This is a genomic window from Stutzerimonas stutzeri (genome assembly GCF_038561965.1).
Lineage (GTDB): Bacteria > Pseudomonadota > Gammaproteobacteria > Pseudomonadales > Pseudomonadaceae > Stutzerimonas > Stutzerimonas stutzeri_AA.
The window spans coordinates 4157110-4172801 of the sequence record NZ_CP139348.1; the positions used below are offsets into that span (position 1 = coordinate 4157110).

The 15692-nt window shown below is 63.5% G+C and carries 14 protein-coding genes; 7 read left to right on the forward strand and 7 right to left on the reverse strand.

Annotated features, from left to right (window positions below; translation table 11 throughout):
* Positions 1–25 precede the first annotated feature (25 nt).
* Positions 26–928 carry a tyrosine recombinase XerC gene (gene xerC, locus SM130_RS19275; protein WP_102826280.1) on the forward strand — a complete coding sequence of 301 codons (903 nt, stop codon included), beginning with the start codon at positions 26–28 and terminating at the stop codon, positions 926–928.
* Entirely contained in the window at positions 925–1626 is a 702-nt protein-coding gene (locus tag SM130_RS19280) for an HAD family hydrolase (RefSeq protein WP_102826281.1), read from the forward strand. Before xerC ends, SM130_RS19280 begins: the two co-directional genes overlap by 4 nt.
* A 69-nt stretch (positions 1627–1695) precedes the next feature.
* Here the strand turns inward: SM130_RS19280 and sutA are convergent, their stop codons facing one another.
* From sutA to glnK, 5 genes are all read right to left on the reverse strand, one after another.
* Positions 1696–2025, reverse strand: coding sequence for a transcriptional regulator SutA (sutA, locus tag SM130_RS19285; RefSeq protein WP_102826282.1), 330 nt, complete (start codon positions 2023–2025; stop codon positions 1696–1698).
* Positions 2026–2103: 78 nt separating this feature from the next.
* On the reverse strand, positions 2104–2529 hold the full coding sequence (locus SM130_RS19290; protein WP_102826283.1) for a secondary thiamine-phosphate synthase enzyme YjbQ: 426 nt from the start codon (positions 2527–2529) through the stop codon (positions 2104–2106).
* A 103-nt stretch (positions 2530–2632) separates the two neighbouring features.
* Positions 2633–3883, reverse strand: a complete 1251-nt coding sequence (locus SM130_RS19295; RefSeq protein ID WP_102826284.1) for an ammonium transporter — start codon at positions 3881–3883, stop codon at positions 2633–2635.
* Positions 3884–4007: 124 nt separating this feature from the next.
* A complete protein-coding gene (locus SM130_RS19300; protein WP_102826285.1) occupies positions 4008–5324 on the reverse strand; it encodes an ammonium transporter in 1317 nt (438 codons plus the stop codon).
* Between the two features lie 38 nt (positions 5325–5362).
* Positions 5363–5701 carry a P-II family nitrogen regulator gene (glnK, locus tag SM130_RS19305; RefSeq protein ID WP_003096476.1) on the reverse strand — a complete coding sequence of 113 codons (339 nt, stop codon included), beginning with the start codon at positions 5699–5701 and terminating at the stop codon, positions 5363–5365.
* 397 nt (positions 5702–6098) lie between these two features.
* On the opposite strand from glnK, the gene SM130_RS19310 reads away from it, so the two are divergent.
* From SM130_RS19310 to betT, 3 genes are all read left to right on the forward strand, one after another.
* On the forward strand, positions 6099–6359 hold the full coding sequence (locus SM130_RS19310; RefSeq protein WP_102826286.1) for an accessory factor UbiK family protein: 261 nt from the start codon (positions 6099–6101) through the stop codon (positions 6357–6359).
* 35 nt (positions 6360–6394) lie between these two features.
* Positions 6395–7891 (forward strand): YifB family Mg chelatase-like AAA ATPase, encoded by a 1497-nt coding sequence (locus SM130_RS19315; protein WP_102826287.1) that lies wholly within the window; start codon positions 6395–6397, stop codon positions 7889–7891.
* A 130-nt stretch (positions 7892–8021) separates the two neighbouring features.
* Positions 8022–9995: a choline BCCT transporter BetT gene (gene betT / locus SM130_RS19320; protein WP_102826288.1), complete on the forward strand. Its 1974-nt coding sequence runs from the start codon at positions 8022–8024 to the stop codon at positions 9993–9995.
* Between the two features lie 37 nt (positions 9996–10032).
* Here betT and SM130_RS19325 read toward each other — a convergent pair whose 3' ends face one another.
* Positions 10033–11670 carry a putative bifunctional diguanylate cyclase/phosphodiesterase gene (locus SM130_RS19325; protein WP_102826289.1) on the reverse strand — a complete coding sequence of 546 codons (1638 nt, stop codon included), beginning with the start codon at positions 11668–11670 and terminating at the stop codon, positions 10033–10035.
* A gap of 246 nt (positions 11671–11916) precedes the next feature.
* On the opposite strand from SM130_RS19325, the gene rep reads away from it, so the two are divergent.
* Together rep and trhA are read left to right on the forward strand one after the other, a co-directional pair.
* Positions 11917–13926 carry a DNA helicase Rep gene (gene rep, locus SM130_RS19330; protein WP_102826290.1) on the forward strand — a complete coding sequence of 670 codons (2010 nt, stop codon included), beginning with the start codon at positions 11917–11919 and terminating at the stop codon, positions 13924–13926.
* 348 nt (positions 13927–14274) lie between these two features.
* Positions 14275–14892: a PAQR family membrane homeostasis protein TrhA gene (gene trhA / locus SM130_RS19335; protein ID WP_102826291.1), complete on the forward strand. Its 618-nt coding sequence runs from the start codon at positions 14275–14277 to the stop codon at positions 14890–14892.
* A gap of 1 nt (position 14893) precedes the next feature.
* Here trhA and SM130_RS19340 read toward each other — a convergent pair whose 3' ends face one another.
* Positions 14894–15682, reverse strand: a complete 789-nt coding sequence (locus tag SM130_RS19340) for an IclR family transcriptional regulator (RefSeq protein ID WP_102826292.1) — start codon at positions 15680–15682, stop codon at positions 14894–14896.
* Positions 15683–15692: the final 10 nt, after the last annotated feature.

Sequence of the window (15692 nt, forward strand, 5' to 3'; positions counted from 1 at the left end):
GCTTTCACTTGGAGCTCGAAGCTTGATGCTTGCAACTGCTCTCGACGCCTACTTCGAATACCTGCGCAGTGCGCGGCAGCTGTCCGGCCACTCGCTGGATGGCTACCGCCGCGACCTGAACAAACTGCTGGCCTATTGTGAGCGCGAGCACATCGCCGACTGGCGCGAGCTGCAAGGCCGGCATCTGCGCCAACTGGTCGGTGAACTGCATCGCCAGGGCCAATCCAGCCGTAGCCTGGCGCGCCTGCTGTCATCGGTACGCGGCCTGTATCGCTATCTCAATCAGGAAGGGCTCTGCCAGCACGATCCAGCCGCCGGCCTGTCTGCACCGAAAGGTGAACGTCGACTACCGAAGCTGCTGGATACCGACCGCGCCATGCAGCTGCTCGATGGCGGCGTCGAGGATGATTTCATTGCGCTGCGCGATCAGGCCATGCTCGAACTTTTCTACTCGTCCGGCTTGCGCCTGTCGGAGCTGGTCGGCCTGAACCTTGATCAGCTCGACCTGCCCGCCGGCCTCGTCCGGGTGCTCGGCAAGGGCAATAAGGTGCGCGAGCTGCCGGTCGGGCGCAAGGCACGCGAGGCGCTGCGGGCGTGGCTGCCGCTGCGGGCGCTGACCAATCCGGCCGACGGTGCGGTCTTCATCGGTCAGCAGGGCCGGCGCCTCGGCGCCCGTGCGGTGCAGATGCGCGTACGGGAAGCGGGCGTCCGGGAACTCGGCCAGCATCTGCATCCACACATGCTGCGCCACAGCTTTGCCAGTCACATGCTGGAATCGTCTCAAGACCTGCGCTCGGTGCAGGAGCTGCTAGGCCACGCCGACATCGGCACCACGCAAATCTATACCCATCTGGATTTTCAGCACCTGGCCAAGGTCTACGATCAGGCGCATCCGCGCGCCAAGCGCAAGCAGGGCACCGACACATGAGCATTCGCCTGATCACGTTCGACCTGGACGATACCTTCTGGGAAACCACGCCAGCCATCCAAAGCGCCGAGACCGCGCTACGCGACTGGTTGGGCATCCACGCACCTCGCCTGGGCGAATTTCCCGTCGAGGCGCTGGGCGCGATCCGGCGCATGCTGGTCGAACAGGAACCGGCGCTGCGCCACCGTATCAGCGAACTGCGTCGGCGCATTCTGCAGCATGCGCTGCACGATGCCGGCTACCCCAGCGACGAAGCGGGCGAACTGGCCGAGCAGGCCTTTGAGGTTTTTCTCGACGCGCGCCACCAGGTCCAGATATTCCCGGATGTGCAGCCGACCCTGGAGTTTCTCGCCAATCACTACACCCTCGGTGTGATCACCAACGGCAATGCCGACGTGCGCCGCCTGGGCCTGGCCGACTATTTCCAGTTCACCCTATGCGCCGAGGAGCTGGGCATTGGCAAGCCTGACCCGCATCCGTTCCAGCAGGCCCTGCGCCTGGGCGACACACGTCCGGAGCAGGCCGTGCATATCGGCGATCACGCGCTGGACGACATCGCCGGCGCGCAACAAGCCGGCCTGCGGGCGATCTGGTTCAACCCCAAGCATGTCATCTGGACGCACGATTACCATCCCGACGCCGAGATCCACAGCCTGGCCGAACTACCCAAGCGGCTGCTCGCCTGGCGCGGCGACTAAGCGAGAACCCTCACGCCAGACGCGAAAAAGCCCGCTTTGGAGGCGGGCTTATCGCAATTCGTTTCGTGCTCAGATAGGGCGGCTGCCGTACTTGCTGTCCGGCTTCTTCGGCGGGTCGGCGACCACATTGGGTTCGACTTCCTGCACCTGACCGCCACGCGCCAGGAATTCTTCCATGGCCCGCGCCAGCGCATCGCGCTCTTTCTGCTTGGCTTCCAGACTCGGCAGCTCGTCCGGCTCTACCGCCTTCGCCTTGGTTTTCTTGACCGGCGTAGCGCGCTCGCTATCGGTCCCTTCATCATCGAGACTGTCGTCGCCCTCGTCGGCCGCGTTCAGCTCTTCCCCTTCCTCCTCGTCGCTAACGTCCAGATCGTCTTGTTCTAGTTCTTCGTCACTCATGTTCAACCTCATGGCCATGCCAAAGCGGAGTAAGTTATAGCCCAGCGCTGCGGAAATACCGACACCGCCAAAAAAAATTCAACTTGCCGTCCCGTGCAGCGTTGCCACTACCTGCCGCGCTCCACCCTGGTCGCGGTGTTCCCCGAGATAGATGCCCTGCCAGGTGCCAAGGGCCAGACGGCCCTCGCTGACAGGAAGGCTCAACTGACAACCGAGCAAACTGGCCTTGAAATGCGCCGGCAGATCGTCCGGCCCTTCGTAGTCATGCTCGTAGCCTCCCTCATCCTGCGGCACCAGGCGATTGAAGAAGCGCTCGAAATCTCGTCGAACCGCTGCATCGGCATTCTCGTTGATCGTCAGCGACGCCGAGGTATGCCGCAGCCACAGGTGTAACAGACCGACCCGGCATTGCTGCAGTTCCGGCAATGCGTCGAGCAGCTCATCGGTGACCAGATGAAAGCCGCGTGAACGCGCGCGCAAGGTGATCAGGGTCTGTTGCCACATGTTCGGAAGGCTCATGTTCAACGGCTGGTCGCGCGCATTCTAGCGTGGCGCAAAAAAAAACAAAGGGCGCCCAAAGGCGCCCTTGTCATATAGCAGCGAATCGTTACTGGCGAGTGAACTCCGGATAGGCTTCCAGACCGCACTCGACCACATCCACGCCTTCGTATTCTTCTTCCTCGCTGACACGCAGGCCCATCACTGCCTTGATGATGCTCCAGACGATCAGGCTGGCGATGAAGACCCAAAGGAAGATCGATACCAGGCCCAGCAGCTGGGCACCGAAAGTGGCATCGGCATTGGTCAGCGGCACGGCCAGCAGGCCCCACATGCCGGCGACACCGTGCACGGAGATCGCACCGACCGGGTCATCGAGCTTGAGCTTGTCCAGGCCAAGGATACTGAACACCACCAGCACACCGCCGACGCCACCGATCAGCGTCGCCTGCAGGGCACTCGGCGTCAGGGGCTCGGCGGTGATCGCCACCAGGCCAGCCAGCGCGCCGTTGAGCACCATGGTCAGGTCGGACTTGCCGAACAATAGACGCGCGGTGATCAGCGCCGCGATCAGGCCGCCAGCGGCGCCCATGTTGGTGTTGACGAACACCTGAGCGACGGCGTTGGCGTCTTCGATAGTGCTCATCTTCAGCTGCGAGCCACCATTGAAGCCGAACCAGCCCATCCACAGGATGAAGGCACCCAGGGTCGCCAGCGGCATGTTGGCACCGGGAATGGCGTTGATTTGACCGTTCGCACCGTACTTGCCCTTACGCGGACCAAGCAGCAGGACACCAGCCAGAGCGGCAGCCGCACCGGCCATATGCACAATGCCGGAGCCTGCGAAGTCGAGGAAACCAGCCGCGTCGAGGAAGCCACCGCCCCACTTCCAGAAGCCCTGAACCGGGTAGATGAAGCCAGTCATGACCACCGCGAAGGCGATAAAGGCCCACAGCTTCATGCGCTCGGCCACGGCACCGGAAACCACCGACATGCAGGTCGCAGCGAAGACGATCTGGAAGAAGAAGTCGGCGCGGGCGGAATAGTAAGGCGCGTCCTCGCCACCGGCAGCGACCAGGTCGACCGCATGCTCGTCACCGATCAGGAAACCCAGGCTCGGGAAGATGCCGCCTTCCGGGCTGGAGTACATGATGTAGTAGCCGACCAGCAGATACATGACCGACGCCAGCGCGTAGAGCACGATGTTCTTGGTGAGGATCTCGGCAGTGTTCTTCGCCCGCACCAGCCCGGCTTCGAGCATGGCGAAACCTGCCGCCATCCACATCACCAGCGCTCCGCAGATCACGAAGTAGAAGGTATCGAGTCCGTACTGGACGGGTATCAATGCAGTGCTATCCATGTGTCACCTCTTGCTGTCGCGCTGTGTGCGCTATTCGGTCCGCAGGCCACCGCATGCCGCTCCGGTGATCTGCGCCGCTTTTGGGTTGGCCCCGGGTTGGCTCCGGGGTCTGCGCTGAAATGGGTTACAGGTTGTAGCCGCGTTCGTTATGCAGGCTGAGGTCCAGACCGATGGTTTCCTGCTCCTCGTTGACCCGCAGGCCCATCACCAGATCGATCGCCTTGAGGATCAGGTAGGTGACGATTGCGGTGTACACCACGGTAAAGAGCACGCCCTTGAACTGAATCCACAGCTGCAGGCCGATGTTCTCCACCTCGCCGAAACCGCCCAGCATCGGTGCGGCGAAGACGCCGGTGAGCAGCGCACCGACGATGCCGCCAATGCCGTGCACGCCGAAGGCATCCAGCGAATCGTCGTAGCCGAGCTTGCGTTTCAGGCTGGTGGCGCAGAAGAAGCAGACCACTCCGGAAACCAGACCAATGACCAGCGCACCCATCGGACCGACAGTGCCGGCCGCCGGCGTAATGGCAACCAGACCGGCCACTACACCGGAGGCGATGCCCAGCGCGCTGGGTTTGCCGTGGCCGATCCACTCGGCGAACATCCAGCCCAGCGCAGCCGCCGCGGTGGCAATCTGGGTAACCAGCATGGCCATGCCAGCGGTGCCGTTGGCGGCGACAGCCGAGCCTGCGTTGAAGCCGAACCAGCCGACCCAGAGCATGGCCGCACCGATCAGGGTCAGGCCCAGGTTGTGCGGTGCCATCGGTGTGGTCGGATAACCCTTGCGCTTGCCCAGCACCAGGCAGGCCACCAGACCGGCGACACCGGCATTGATGTGCACCACGGTGCCACCGGCGAAGTCGAGAACGCCCCAGTCCCACATCAGGCCGCCATCGCCGCCCCAGACCATGTGCGCGATCGGTGCATAGACCAGCGTGAACCAGACGCCCATGAACACCAGCATCGCGGAAAACTTCATGCGTTCGGCGAAGGCGCCGACGATGAGCGCCGGGGTGATGATGGCGAAGGTCATCTGAAACGTGATGAAGACACTTTCCGGGAAGGCGCCGACCAGACTGTCCGGCGTCAGGCCGCTAAGAAACGCGCGGTCCAGACCGCCAACGAAGGAATTGAAGTTGGTGACGCCCGCTTCCATCCCGGTGGTATCGAAAGCGAGGCTGTAGCCGTAGACCATCCAGAGGATGCTCATCAGGCCGGTGACGGCAAAGCACTGCATCATCACCGAGAGAATGTTCTTCGAGCGGACCATGCCGCCGTAGAACAGCGCCAGCCCAGGGATGGTCATGAACAGCACCAGCGCAGTGGCCGTCAGCATCCATGCCGTGTCGCCTGAATCCAGCGTTGCCTCCTGCGCCAGGGCCAGGCCTGGACTTATCAGAGACAAAAGGGCTCCTAGCCCTGCGAATTTTCGCAGAGTCATGGTTTTACTCCTGGGGCGTGGGGGTTCGGAGGTGCTGCTTAAATCGCGTCGGTATCGGTTTCGCCGGTACGGATGCGGATGGCCTGTTCCAGGTTGACCACGAAGATCTTGCCGTCACCGATCTTGCCGGTGTTGGCCGCCTTGGTGATGGCCTCGATGACGCGATCGAGCTGATCGTCAGCGATGGCTACATCGATCTTTACCTTCGGCAGGAAGTCGACGACATATTCGGCACCGCGATACAGCTCGGTGTGGCCCTTCTGACGGCCGAAGCCTTTGACTTCGGTGACGGTGATGCCCTGAACGCCAATTTCCGACAGCGACTCGCGCACGTCGTCCAGCTTGAACGGCTTGATGATGGCAGTGACTAGTTTCATGAAAACTTCTCCCGTTTAGGTGGACTTGCCCCAGAAGTACGAACCCGGTTCAAGTCTAAGCTCAGTGTCTGGCTCTTGTAACGCTCCGGCTGTTGCCGAGCAGCTGTCCGACACCACCAATCTCTCCGACAAAGCGTCGCGAATCACCGATGCACCGCAACCGGTTGGTGCATGCGTCGCTGAGGACAAAGCAGTTTCGATGCCAGCTTTGTGCGAACCCCATGGTTGTGCGGGTTTCACCTGTGGAACGGCAGTCCGACGGGCGGTTCAGGGCAGGCGACGCACCTTATTGGTGCGACCGTGCACTGCGTGCTGCTCATTTTTTGTGCACGCGTCGTGAGATAGACGAAAAAAGTCGCGTGCTACACTGCGCCCCGTTCAATGACAGGTGTTTTTCATGTTGCCGCCAAAAGCTTTTCTTGATGCCATCGGCTCCCAGGCCTCGCGCCTGTTCAACGGCGAGACGCCGCTGCCACGTGGTGAATTCGAAGCCCAACTCAAGGGCGTGGTGCAGGGCGCGCTGAACAAGCTCGACGTAGTCAGCCGCGATGAGTTCGATAGCCAGATGGTGGTGCTCGCACGCACCCGCGCCCGCCTCGAAGCGCTCGAAGCCAAGGTCGCCGAAATGGAAGAAAAACTAACGCCGCCCGTGTCCTGACAGACCGGGCCGCGACACGATCAAGGAGTGATCGAATGTCCCTGGCCATAGTTCATAGCCGCGCTCAGATCGGCGTCGAAGCGCCATCGGTGACCGTTGAAGCCCACCTGGCCAACGGTCTGCCGGCTCTGGCGCTGGTCGGCCTGCCGGAAACCGCAGTGAAGGAGAGCAAGGACCGCGTACGCAGCGCCATCCTCACCTCCGGCTTCGACTTTCCGCCCCGCCGTATCACGCTCAATCTCGCACCGGCCGATCTGCCCAAGGATGGCGGCCGTTTCGACCTGGCCATCGCTCTGGGCATTCTCGCCGCCAGCGGCCAACTGCCCGCCGAGCGTCTGGACAAGCTGGAATGCCTGGGCGAACTGGCGCTGTCCGGCGCGTTGCGCCCGATCCAGGGCACGTTGCCGGCCGCTCTTGCCGCTCGTGCTGCCGGCCGTGCGTTGCTGGTGCCACGAGCCAACGCCGAGGAAGCCAGCCTCGCGTCTGGACTAACGGTCTATGCCGCCGAGCATTTGCTTGAGGTCGCCGCGCACTTCAACGGCGTCACGCCGCTGCAACCCTATGTGGCCCAGGGCCTGCTGCGACAGATCCAGCCCTACCCCGACCTGGCTGAAGTGCAAGGCCAGCAGGCCGCCAAACGCGGGCTGCTGATCGCCGCGGCCGGGGCGCACAACCTGCTTTTTTCGGGCCCACCAGGGACCGGCAAAACGCTGCTGGCCAGTCGCCTGCCAGGTCTCTTGCCGCCGCTGGACGAACAGGAGGCGCTGGAAGTCGCCGCCATCCACTCGGTGGCCAGCCACAGTCCTCTCGAACATTGGCCGCAGCGGCCCTTTCGGCAGCCCCATCACAGCGCATCGGGGCCGGCACTGGTCGGTGGTGGCAGCCGCCCGCAGCCAGGCGAGATCACTCTGGCGCACCAGGGCGTGCTGTTTCTCGACGAGCTGCCGGAGTTCGATCGCAAGGTACTCGAAGTCCTGCGCGAGCCCATGGAGTCGGGTCATATCGTCATCGCCCGGGCTCGCGACAAGGTGCGCTTTCCGGCGCGCTTCCAGCTGGTGGCGGCGATGAACCCCTGCCCGTGCGGCTATCTCGGTGACCCCAACGGCCGCTGCCGCTGCACGCCAGACCAGATCCAGCGCTATCGCAACAAGCTCTCCGGCCCGCTGCTGGACCGCATCGACCTGCACCTGACCGTGGCGCGCGAAGCCACGGCGCTCAATGCGCCACCGCAAACCGGGCAGAGCAGCGCCGTGCTGGCCGCGCAGGTGGCCCAGGCCAGGCAGCTGCAACTGGCCCGCCAAGGCTGCGCCAATGCATTCCTCGACCTCGCCGGTCTGCGCAGCCATTGTCAGCTGACGGCCGAGGACCAGGCCTGGCTGGAACGCGCCTGCGAGCGGCTGGCGCTGTCGCTGCGCGCAGCGCACCGTTTGCTCAAGGTCGCACGCACCCTTGCTGACCTGGAGCAGGCCGCGAGCATCAGTCGCCAGCACCTCGCCGAAGCGCTGCAATACCGGCCCGGCAACCAGGCCTGAGCCGCTCTGGCGCAGGCTTCGGCTAGCACCAAGCGGCCGCGGATAACCGCCGCTTTTAGCGGACTGTGTTAAGTTGGCTGGCTTTCGCCACAGGCGGCCACTCCCCAGACACAACCCGAAGGAGCGCAGCATGGAGGCAAAACAGCCCTCGTCTTCCCACCTAAACGCGCCGGTCTTCTACGGCTCGGCACTGATCATCCTGGCGCTGGTGATTTACAGCGTCGCCTTTCAGCGCCACGCGCAAACACTGTTCGGCGATACCCAAGCGTGGATCATCGCCAACGTCAGCTGGCTGTACATTCTCGCCGTCGCACTCATCCTGTTGATGGTGGTGCTACTGGCGTTCAGCCGTTACGGCGATATCAAGCTCGGCCCGGATCACAGCGAACCGGACTACAGCGCGCTGACCTGGTTCGCCATGCTGTTCTCCGCCGGCATGGGCATCGGCCTGATGTTCTTCGGCGTCGCCGAGCCGGTGATGCACTTCCTCGCGCCCCCCACCGGTGAAGGCGGCACCACGCTGGCGGCGCGCGAGGCGATGAAGATCACCTTCTTCCACTGGGGCCTGCATGCCTGGTCGATCTATGCCATCGTGGCGATGATCCTGGCCTACTTCGCCTATCGCCACGGCCTGCCGCTGACGCTGCGCTCGGCGCTCTACCCGCTGATCGGCGAGCGCATCTACGGACCGATCGGTCACGCCGTGGATATCTTCGCCATCATCGGCACGGTACTCGGGGTCGCCACGTCGCTGGGCCTGGGCGTCACCCAGATCAACACCGGACTGAACCACCTCTACGGCCTGCCGATCTCGGTACCTGTGCAGATCGGGCTGATCATCGCGACCACACTGCTGGCCACGATTTCCGTGGTCACCGGCTTGGACAAAGGCGTGCGCCGCCTGTCCGAGCTGAACCTGACGCTGGCGGCGCTGTTGCTGCTGCTGGTGCTGATCACCGGGCCGACGGTGTTCATCCTGCAGACCTTCGTGCAGAACACCGGCAGCTACCTGTCGGATATCGTCGACAAGACCTTCAACCTCTACGCCTACGAGCCGAACGACTGGATCGGCGGCTGGACGCTGTTCTACTGGGGCTGGTGGCTGGCCTGGTCGCCCTTCGTTGGCCTGTTCATCGCGCGCATCTCGCGCGGCCGGACGATTCGCGAGTTCGTCACCGGCGTGCTGCTGGTGCCGACCGCCTTCACGCTGCTGTGGATGACCGTGTTCGGCGACACCGCGATTCACATGATCCTCTGGGAGCACGTGACCAGCCTCGGCGAAGCCATCGAGCGCGACAGCTCGCTGGCGCTGTTCGCCTTTTTCGAGCACTTCCCTTTCTCAGGCTTCATCTCGCTGATCGCCATCATCATGGTGGTGGTGTTCTTCGTCACCTCGGCGGATTCCGGCGCACTGGTGGTGGACATGCTCGCCTCCGGCGGGCAGCAGGGTACGCCGGTCTGGCAACGGATCTTCTGGGCGGCCTCCATGGGCGGCGTGGCCATCGCGTTGCTGCTCGCCGACGGTCTGACCGCATTGCAGACCGCCACCATCGCCAGCGCCCTGCCCTTCACCATTGCGCTGCTCTGTTCGATGTGGGGCCTGCTCAAGGCGCTGCGCCTGGATGCCACCAAGCAGGGCCTGCGCTACCAAGCGTTGAGCACCTCACCCAGCGCGCCACGCAGCGCGGGTGGCTGGCAGCGTCGGCTACGCACGCTGATGCTGTTCCCGCGGCGCGCCCATGTGGTGCGCTTCATCACCGAAGTGGTGCGCCCGGCCTACGACGACATCGCCGAAGAAATGCGCAAGCAGGGCTACGTGGTTGAAATCAGCGAAGGCGAGGATCGTCGCCTGCGCTTCGAGATTACCCATGATGGCGAGCCGGATTTCATCTACGAGGTCCGCCCACGCGCCTACGCGATGCCCAGCTTCGTCGCCAGCAACGAGGATGACGAGCGCGAGGAGCGCAAGTACTTCCGCGCCGAGGTGCATCTGAAGGAAGGCGGTCAGGATTACGACGTGATGGGCTGGAGCCGCGAAGACGTCATCAGCGACATCCTCGGCCAGTACGAAAAACACATGCACTTCCTGCACATGGTCCGCTGAATCGGGTCAGCGTCCTGGCATGGCCAGGACGCTCCGATCACTGCGCGACACCCGCGGCCAGCCGCTCGGCGCTCATGAAACTCAGCAGCTCGGCCAATGGCAGCGGCTGGCTGACCAGATAGCCCTGCACCTGTTGCGCGCCGAACTGACGCAGCAGCTCGAGCTGTTCAGCGGTCTCGACGCCCTCGGCGACCACCTCGAGGTCGAGGTTGTGTGCCAGACCGACCATTGCCTGCACCAGCTGCAGTTTCTCTGGTCGCACGAGCATGCCGGCGACGAAGCTCTTGTCGATCTTCAGTAGTGTGATCGGCAGGCTGGACAGGTGCACGAACGACGAAAAACCGGTGCCGAAATCGTCCAGCGAGAAGCGCACACCCAGCTCGCCCAGCGCGTGCATGGCGGTTTGTACCTGTTCGCTACGGCGCATCACCGCGGTTTCGGTAAGTTCGAATTCCAGCCAATGCGGATCGATGCCGCGCTCGTCGATCAGCCGGTTGAGGGTCGGCAGCAGCTGGCTGTCCTGAAACTGGCGAAACGACAGGTTGATCGCCATGTGCAGTGAATCTGTACCGGAATCATGCAGGCTTTGCAGGTCACGCAGCGCCCGGGCGATTACCCAGTAGCCGAGCGGCACGATCAGCCCGCTCTCCTCGGCCATGGGAATGAAGGCGTCCGGCGCCAGCAGCCCCCTTTCGGGGTGTAACCAGCGCACCAGTGCCTCCAGCCCGACGATGCGGCCACTTTCCAGACACAGGCGCGGTTGGTAGTGCAGCTCCAGCTCACCGCGACGCAGGGCGCGGCGCAGTTCGCCTTCCTGATCGGCGAGACTGCGTGCGCTGCGACTGACCTGTTCGTCATAGAAACACCAGGTACAGCCCTGGCTCGCCTTGGCCTGGCGCATGGCGATCTGCGCATGCCAGAGCAGCGGATCGGCCTTGATACCCTCGCCAGCGCGCGCCAGCCCGATGCTGCAACCGAGCATCAGGCTCTCGCCTTCCACCCAATAGGGCTCTGCCAGGGCTTCGACAATGCGATCGGCAACCGCCTCGGCGCGCTCGGGTTCGTCGCGGGTATCGAGCAGCAGGGCGAACTCGTCGCCACCCAGCCGCGCCAGCATGTCACCGACCTCCAGCTGCGCCTTCAGCCGCGCAACCACCTGCAGGATCAGCCGATCCCCCGCCTGGTGGCCGAGTGCATCGTTGACGTGGCGAAAGTTATCCAGATCCAGATACCCCAGCACCAGGCCCTGTTCCTGGTGCTCGGCCAGGGCATCGCGCAGCAGCGCCTGGAAGCCCTGACGGTTGACGATACCGGTGTGCGGGTCCTGCTCGGCGAGTCTCTGCAATGTACCTTGCAGGTTGCAGCGCTCACGCACGTAGCGCAAACAGCGGCGCAATACCTCGGGACTCAGTTGATCCGCCACCAGCCAGTCGACCGCACCGTCCGGCAGCAGCGCCGGTTCATCATCGAGCAGCAGAATCAGGGGCCAGGGGAAGCGCCCGGCGGGCGGCTGACATTGCGGCGTGGCCAACAGCAGGCAGGGCGACTCGAGCTGTTCGCTGAGCGCATCCCAATCAGGCGCGACGATCAGGCGTTCCTGGCTGCGCGAGCGCTGCAGGCAGGCGTGCAGCCGCTCGGCCCAGTCGGGCCGATGCGCCACCAGCAACAGCGGCATGGTTTGGACAGGCGCTGGCAAGCGGCCTCCGGACTCGATTGGTTTGAAGGCGCCAAGCGCCTGTTATTCCCGCGCGATCCCTGTGCAACCAGCCTGTGCTCCCTGCAGCGCCGACAAGACTAATCCATTATTTCGTTCAGCCAAGCCCCAAGCACGACGATCGGCATTTTATTGAGCATGTAACGGGCCAGCATCGGTGCATCAGCCTGTTAAACTCCCGCCCCCGCTTCGAATGACCTGAACGACATGTCCCGACTCAATCCTCGGCAGCAGGAAGCCGTGAACTACGTCGGCGGCCCCATGCTGGTGCTCGCCGGCGCCGGTTCCGGCAAGACCAGCGTGATTACCCGCAAGATCGCCCACCTGGTGCAGAACTGCGGCACCCAGGCCCGTCACATCGTCGCCATGACCTTCACCAACAAGGCCGCGCGCGAGATGAAGGAGCGTGTCGGCAGCCTGCTCAAGGGCAGCGAGGCACGCGGCCTGACCGTGTCCACGTTCCACAACCTGGGCATGAACATCATCCGCAAGGAATACGCGCGCCTGGGCTACAAGCCCGGCTTCTCGATCTTCGACGACGGTGACATCAAGGCGCTGCTCACCGACATCATGCAGAAGGAGTATTCCGGCGACGACGGTGCGGATGAGATCAAGAACTACATCGACAGCTGGAAGAACGACCTGATCCTGCCCGACGAGGCTCTGGCCAACGCGCGCAACCCCAAGGAGCAGACCGCGGCCATCGTCTACCTGCACTACCAGCGCACGCTCAAGGCGTACAACGCGGTGGACTTCAACGACCTGATCCTGCTACCGGTGAAACTCTTCCAGGAGCACGCCGACATCTTGGAGAAGTGGCAGAACCGCATCCGCTACCTGCTGGTCGACGAATACCAGGACACCAACGCCAGCCAGTACCTGCTGGTGAAGCTGCTGGTGGGCATGCGCAACCAGTTCACCGTGGTTGGCGATGACGACCAGTCGATCTACGCCTGGCGCGGCGCGCGCCCGGAAAACCTGATGCTGCTGAAAGAGGATTACCCCTCGCTGAAGGTGGTGATGCTGGAGCAGAACTACCGCTCCACCAGCCGTATCCTCAAATGCGCCAACGTGCTGATTGCCAACAACCCGCACGTGTTCGAGAAGCAGCTGTGGTCGGAAATGGGCCATGGCGACGAGATCCGCGTGATCCGTACGCGCAACGAAGACGCCGAATGCGAGCGCGTGGCGCTGGAGATCCTCACCGAGCACCTGCGCACCCAGCGCCCCTACAGCGACTTCGCCATCCTCTATCGCGGCAACTACCAGGCCAAGCTGATGGAGCTGAAGCTGCAGCACCACCAGATTCCCTATCGCCTCTCGGGCGGCACCAGCTTCTTCGCCCGCCAGGAAGTGAAGGACCTGATGAGTTACTTCCGCCTGCTGGTCAACCCGGACGACGACAACGCCTTCCTGCGGGTAATCAACGTGCCGCGCCGTGAAATCGGCTCCACCACCCTGGAAAAGCTCGGCAACTACGCCAGCGAGCGCGGCATTTCGATGTACGCCGCCGCTGACGAAATCGGCCTCGGCACGCATTTGGATAACCGATACACCGAGCGTCTGTCGCGCTTCAAGCGCTGGATGGACAACGTGCGCCAGCAGTGCGCGCAGAACGACCCGATCGCCGCCATCCGCAGCATGGTGATGGACATCGACTATGAAAACTGGCTGCGCCAGAACGCCTCGAGTGACAAGGTCGCCGACGCGCGCATGGGCAACGTCTGGTTTCTCGTCGATGCGCTGAAAAGCACACTGGAAAAAGATGAAGATGGCGACATGACCATCGAGGATGCCATTGGCAAGCTGGTACTGCGCGACATGCTCGAGCGTCAACAGGAAGAGGAAGAAGGCGCCGATGGCGTGCAGATGATGACCATGCATGCCTCCAAGGGCCTGGAATTCCCCTCGGTGTACATCATCGGCTTCGAGGAGGAGATACTGCCGCACCGGTCCAGCATCGAGGCCGACACCATCGAGGAAGAGCGCCGCCTGGCCTACGTCGGCATCACCCGTGCCAAACGCAACCTGGCGCTGACCTTTGCCGCCAAGCGCAAGCAGTACGGCGAGGTGATTGACTGCACACCGAGCCGCTTCCTCAACGAGCTTCCGCCCGAGGACCTGGTCTGGGAAGGCCAGGAAGACGCACCGGTTGAAGTGAAAGCCGCGCGCGGCAACGACGCGCTGGCGGCGATGCGGGCGATGTTGAAGCGTTGAGAAAAGCCGCGACGGCGAAGCTACGGAGCTGATGCCCAAGGTCGGGCCTCCCACGGAAGCGGTTCGCACATACCGCTCCCCATGACGGCCGTGCCTTTACCGCGATAGCCGGCTGCGGACCGACGCAGATCAAAGGCCTCACCCGAGGTCCGTTTACAAGAGCGAGCGCGGGTGCGTGCCGCTCTTCTGGCGGAGACGCATCCTCGCGGCGACAGGTTGAAGAACCGTCGAAAACCACAAGCCTGGCATCGCCCTGCGCCTGAACGCCAACCACCTTCCACAGATCTGTTTGTATCCCGTAACCCAACCGGGGCATGCTTTGCCGGTCGCGGTTTCTGGAGGGATTCGATGTATCACGGCGAACGCTTCAATGCCTGGACGCACCTGGTCGGTGCGATATTGGCCTGTCTGGGTGCCATCTGGCTGCTGGTGCTCGCTGCGCTGGATGGCGAGCTGGCGAAGATCGTCAGTGTCGCGATCTACGGCCTCAGCCTGATCCTGCTCTACAGCATCTCGACCCTGTACCACAGCCTGCGCGGGCGGGCGAAGCTGGTCATGCGCAAACTCGATCACCTGTCGATCTACCTGCTGATCGCCGGCAGCTACACGCCGTTCTGCCTGGTCACTCTGGCCGGGCCCTGGGGCTGGACGCTGTTCGGCATCGTCTGGGGCCTGGCGGTGATCGGCATGCTGCAGGAGATCAAGCCACGCTCGGAAGCGCGGGTGCTGTCACTGGTGATCTACGCGGTGATGGGCTGGATCGTGCTGGTGGCGGTCAAGCCACTGCTGGCGGCACTCGGCAGTGCCGGCTTCGTCTGGCTACTGGCCGGCGGCATCTGCTACACGGTGGGCATCGTGTTCTTTGTCTTCGATGACCGCTTCCGCCATTGGCACGGCATCTGGCACATCTTCGTGATGGTCGGCAGCCTGCTGCACTTCATCGCGATTCTGTTCTACGTGATCTGACTCAGCGCGACTCGTCCAGCGCCGCCGCGCTGCCGAGTACCGCTTCCAGCTCGCTCGCGGCGGCGCGCAGATGCGGTACGAACTCCAGCAGCTGCGCCATCGAGTAGCGAATCACTGGCGCATGGCTGAACAGGCAAGCCAGCAACTCGCCGTCTGCATCGCGCACCGGCACGGCACAGGCGACCATGCCGTCGATGAATTCTTCGGAATCAGTGCCCAGCTGCTCTTCACGCACGCGCGCGAGGTCGTCGCGCAGCGCGCTAAGGTCAGTAATGGTGTTGCGCGCCATGCGCTGCAGCGGCAGGCGCGGCAGCACCCGCTCAAGCTGTTCCGGCGGCAGCGAGGCGAGGTAGAGCTTGCCGCTGGCGGTGCACCAGAGTGGCGTATGACTGCCGATGGGCAGATTGATCTGCAGCGGCCAGTTGGTCTGTACGCGGTCGAAATAGAGCATGTCCAGCCCGTCCGGGATCGCCAGTCCGCAGGTTTCGCCGACGACTTCGGAGAGCTGGCGCAGAATCGCCTGGCGCAGGGCCTTGTGCCGGCTGCTGCGCAGGATGTTCAACGCCGCGGCATGCAGGCGTTCGCCCGGCAGCAGGCCGCCACGCAGACCGAATTGCAGAAAACCTTCCTTCTCCAGCGTCTGCACCAGCCGGTGCGCGCTGGCCTTGGGGATATCCAGTCGCTCGGCCAGCGCGGTCGGACTCAGCGGCTCCTTCGCCGCCGCGACAGCCTCGATGATTTCCAGCACGCGGGTGATGGAAGATCCTTTCTCGCGGGGAGTGCTGCGCATCGTCTGCCTT